Source organism: Aetokthonos hydrillicola CCALA 1050 (assembly GCF_017591665.1).
Classification (GTDB): Bacteria; Cyanobacteriota; Cyanobacteriia; order Cyanobacteriales; family Nostocaceae; genus Aetokthonos; species Aetokthonos hydrillicola.
In genome coordinates this window covers 1-4,759 of record NZ_JAAKGC010000210.1, presented here as the reverse complement: position 1 = coordinate 4,759, position 4,759 = coordinate 1, and the positions used below count along the sequence as shown (strand labels likewise).

Here is a 4,759-nt window from a genome sequence, read left to right as displayed (position 1 = left end):
TTAAAGTCAACGGATGTGCAGCTTGTACTTCATTGTCTCGGTAAGCCCCTAACAAAAGTAGATAGCTGTTATTCTGCATCAGAAGTTTAATTAACTGTAAAGAAGCTGAATCTGCCCACTGTAAATCATCTAGAAAGATGACCAACGGATGTTCTTTTGTTGTAAAGACTGCAATAAATTTTGAGAACAATAAATTAAAGCGGTTTTGTGCAGCGGTTCCAGATAGTTCCAGCGCTGGAGGTTGCTTACCAATAATTTGTTCTAGTTCTGGAATTACCTCAATCAAAACTTGTCCATTGTCGCCTACAGCTTCAATAATTTTGGTTTTCCATTCTGCTAATTGCGTGTCGGATTCCCACAGCAATTGCCCCATCAAATCTCGTAAGGTTTGTACAAAGGCGGATAGGGGTATATTGCGATTAAACTGGTCAAATTTACCTTTTATGAAATATCCTTGCTGACGGGTAATCGGCTTGTGTATTTCATTGACTACCACTGTTTTTCCAATCCCGGAAAATCCTGCCACCAGCATCATTTCAGAATTGCCATTGGCAACGCGCTCAAAAGCTGCAAGCAAGGTTGCAACTTCTGTTGCTCGCCCATAGAGTTTTTCGGGGATTAGAAAACGATTGGTTATATCACGCTGGGCAACTTCAAAATCAATAATTTTGCTAGTTTCTTTTAGTTGATATAAACAATTTTCTAAATCATACCTTAGTCCCAAAATACTTTGATATCTATCTTCAGCATTTTTTGCCATTAACTTCATCACAATATCGGAGATCACTTGTGGAATCTCTTCCCTGTTTCCCAATGATGCGGGCATTTTAGCAAGATGACAATGTACTAACTCCATTGGATCATCAGACGTAAATGGTAGTTTTCCGGTTAATAATTCATAAAATGTCACACCTAAAGAATAAAAATCACTGCGGTAATCTATTCCTCGATTCATCCTTCCTGTTTGTTCAGGAGACATATAAGCGAGGGTTCCTTCTAAAATATTTGGACTTTTAATTTCTTGAGTTTCTTTAAGCAATAGAGAGGCGATATTAAAATCTATCATCAACCTAATTTGCTTGGTTTGCGGACGAATTAGTATATTTACGGGTTTAATATCTTTGTGGATAATGAGGTTTTGATGTAAATTTTGGAGAATGTGAGTTAATTGAATAGCGATCGCTAAAAATTCGACAAGTGATAAGGTACTGGCTTTAAAATATTCTTGTAAAGAAATTTCCCCCGCATCTTCCATGACTAAAAAATAACCGTTCCCATAAGCTTCTAATGATAAAGGACGGATGATACCGGGAATATTGAGATTTTTGCTAATCGTATATTGGTTGCGAAATAGCATTAATTCCTTGAAGCTGGGAGATTCCGAGGTCAAAATTTTAATGACTACTGCAAGTCTATCTTTCTCTCGAATAGCTCTATATGTTCTAGTTCTGGAGTCAGCAGATAGTTGAGAGCTAATTCGATATGCAGGGATAGCGGGTATGTAGCTTGAAGTTTTCATTTATACTTACCTCATGATGGAAGCTGATTTTCCTTCTTAAAGCTAGTATTCCCAGAGGTCATCTTAGTTTTTAGTCATTATATTCCAAAGGAGTACAAACTCTTTTTTGCATATTCAGCATCATTGCTGAGGTTTAGAAGCATATAGATGTCATAAAAAGGAGTCAGGAGACAGAATACAGGAGTCAGAATGCACCCTTCTCCTGTCGGAGACGATTCTCCTGACTCCCGAATTCTTCTTCATAAATAAATTATGTATCCAACCCTTACCCCTGTCTGATGCATGGGAGAGGGTTCATCTGAAATCCGTAAATCTGCTGTCGCAAATCATGTCTTTGAAATGTTTTTCTGTCAGGTATCACTTTTTCGCAACTAAAGTGTATTTCTAGTCAAGCTCAAAGCTTTGTAATTTTTCTATTTAGGAGTTAATTTCGATGTACGGTCTAGTTAACAAAGCAATTCAAGACATGATTTGTAAGTACCATAGTGAAGAGATCTGGGAAACTATCAAGCAAAAGGCTGGACTTGAAGATATTGATTTTTTTATTGGGATGGATGGTTATTCTGACGACGTTACCTATCGTTTAGTCGAAGCCGCTTGTGAGGTACTAAATATGCAAGCGGATGAGATATTGCAAGCCTTTGGAGAATACTGGGTGACCTATACTGCAGAAGAAGGCTATGGAGATTTGTTAGCCAGCGCTGGAAACTCCCTACCAGAATTTCTAGACAACCTCGATCAATTGCATGCTCGTGTTGGCTTAAGTTTACCTGAACTCCGTCCTCCGTCGTTCGGGTGTGAACACACAAGCGAAAAGTCTATGAAACTTAACTACCAATCGACTCGCCAAGGATTGTCTCCAATGGTAATCGGGTTACTGCATGGGTTGGGGAAACGGTTTCAAACAAAAGTAAATGTTACTCAAACTAGCTTTCGTCAGCAAGGTGCTTCTCACGACATCTTCTCCATAGCGTACGACGATTCTTGTGAGAACTATGACACATGAGAGACCTACTATACTAAAGCAATTCACTCTTGCTCCGAACCAATTTGCACAATTGTTTCCCTTCCATTTGGTTATAGATAGAGAAATGAAAATTGTCCAAGTGGGTGAGGTTATCCAGGGCATTTTTCAGCCTATTGAACTTTTGGATAGTTACCTAGAAGAACATTTTCAGATTAATCGTCCTAAATGTTCAGCAACCTTTGAAGATATTTCTCAACAAATGCAATCGCTGTTTCTGCTGCAATCTCATCATAAAGAAATGCAGCTAAAAGGACAGATGTTGTATTTGGAAGAACCTGATCATCTACTATTTCTTGGTTCTCCTTGGATTACCGATATTGCCGATCTCAAAAAACTAGATCTGAAAGTCAATGATTTTCCTTTATGGGATTCTATTTCAGATTATTTGTTTTTGTTGCAAACTAAGAATGCAGCTCTTGCAGATGCTAAAAAATTAAACACAAAACTAACATCTCAGCGAACGGAATTAAGAGTCACAGCTTCACGATTAAGAACACTGATTGAGAGTTTACACCAAGGTATTTTACTAGAGGATGAAAACCGACAAATCGTTCTTGCAAACCAGCAATTCTGCTATGAGTTTAATATTCCCTTTGCTCCAGAAGCTTTACAGGGGATGGATTACGTAAAAATAGCTGAAGCTGGTAAACAGATATTTGCTAGACCAGATGAATTTATTCGCCATCAGGATGAGCTTCTTAGTCAGAGTCAAACAGTTTTCCATGAAGAGTGGGAACTGATTGATGGGCGTACTTTTGAGCAAAACTACATACCCATTGTAGTTGATAATAAATTTTATGGTCATCTGTGGAAATATCAGGACATAACCTTACAGAAACAGTCTGAGAAAATCCTTCGATCAAGTGAAGAACAGTTAAAACTGGCATTAGATGCAGTAGAGGAAGGGCTTTGGGATTGGAATTTGGTAACTGGCGAAGTTTATCGTAGCCCACACTGGTTCACAATGTTGGGTTATGAGCCCGATGAACTGGGAAATGATCTTAAAGTGAGAAATCAGTTGGTTCATCCAGAGGATCGACGCTTAATCCAACAAAGGCTCAAGGAGCACTTTAAGGGTAATACTCCTTTTTATGAAGCGGAAGTACGTTTGTTAGCGAAATCAGGAGAATGGAGGTGGATTTTAGATCGGGGTAAGTTGGTGAGCCGTAATTCTCGAGGAAAACCTTTGAGAATGGTGGGAACACATCTGGATATTACAGAACGAAAAAAGGCAGAACAAGCACTACAGAAGCAATATCAACAGGCAGTACTTTTCAAGCAAATTACTGAAGAAATTCGGAAGTCTTTACAATTAGAAAAAATTCTTCAAACAACAGTCACAGAAGTTCAACAAATTTTGCAGGCTGATCGCGTTCTGATCTTTCAAATTAATTCTGATGGTTCTGGTAGAGTTGTTCAAGAGGCAGTTGTTCCAGGATGGTCAGCTACACTAAACAAGGATATTTATGATTGTTGTATTAAGAAAGGATATCTTGACTTTTATCGTCAAGGGAATATTACAGTAATTTCTGATCTGGCGCAAGCAGGATTTAGACCTTGTTACATTGACTTTTTAGAGCAGTTTCAGGTCAAAGCCAACTTAGTTGTACCAATTTTAGTACGCGACGATTTGTGGGGGTTATTAATTGCTCATCAGTGCGATCGCCCAAGACTTTGGAGTGAATTCGAATTAGATCTCCTAAAACACTTAGCAGATCAAATGGGTATTGCCTTAAACCAAGCACAGCTGCTAGCTCAGGAAACACGTCAAGCTCATCTTTTAGCGCAGCAAAATCAAGAGCTTAGCTTTGCCAAGCAAGCAGCAGAAGCAGCCAATATTGCTAAGAGTAATTTCCTCGCCGTCATGAGCCATGAAATTCGCACCCCTATGAATGCGATTATGGGGATGACTGGACTACTCTTAGACACTCCACTTAAGCCGGAACAACTTGATTATGTGGAAACTATCCGTAATAGTAGCGATGCATTGTTAACGATCATCAATGATATTCTCGACTTTTCTAAAATTGAGAGTGGTAAGTTAGAGTTAGAAGAACAGCTTTTTGACTTGCAGGTGTGTGTTGAGGAAGCCTTGGATTTGCTCGCATCTCAGGCAGCTTCAAAAGGTGTTGAACTGATGTACCAGATTGAATCACACACACCCACTCAGATTATTGGTGACATTACCCGTGTCCGTCAAATTCTCTGGAATT

General features: G+C 38.9%; 3 protein-coding genes. 2 read left to right on the top strand and 1 reads right to left on the bottom strand.

The annotated features are described in order from the left end of the window. The coding region (locus tag G4P69_RS35630) for an ATP-binding protein (protein WP_208354669.1) at window positions 1-1,519 on the bottom strand (1,519 nt) is incomplete at its 3' end. 433 nt (window positions 1,520-1,952) lie between these two features. Here G4P69_RS35630 and G4P69_RS35625 point away from each other — a divergent pair. Both G4P69_RS35625 and G4P69_RS35620 read left to right on the top strand, forming a co-directional pair. Next, entirely contained in the window at window positions 1,953-2,525 is a 573-nt protein-coding gene (locus G4P69_RS35625) for a heme NO-binding domain-containing protein (protein WP_208342803.1), read from the top strand. Window positions 2,526-2,610: 85 nt separating this feature from the next. Then, window positions 2,611-4,759, top strand: a 2,149-nt coding sequence (locus G4P69_RS35620) for a GAF domain-containing protein (protein WP_243903153.1), incomplete at its 3' end; no start/stop codon positions are given.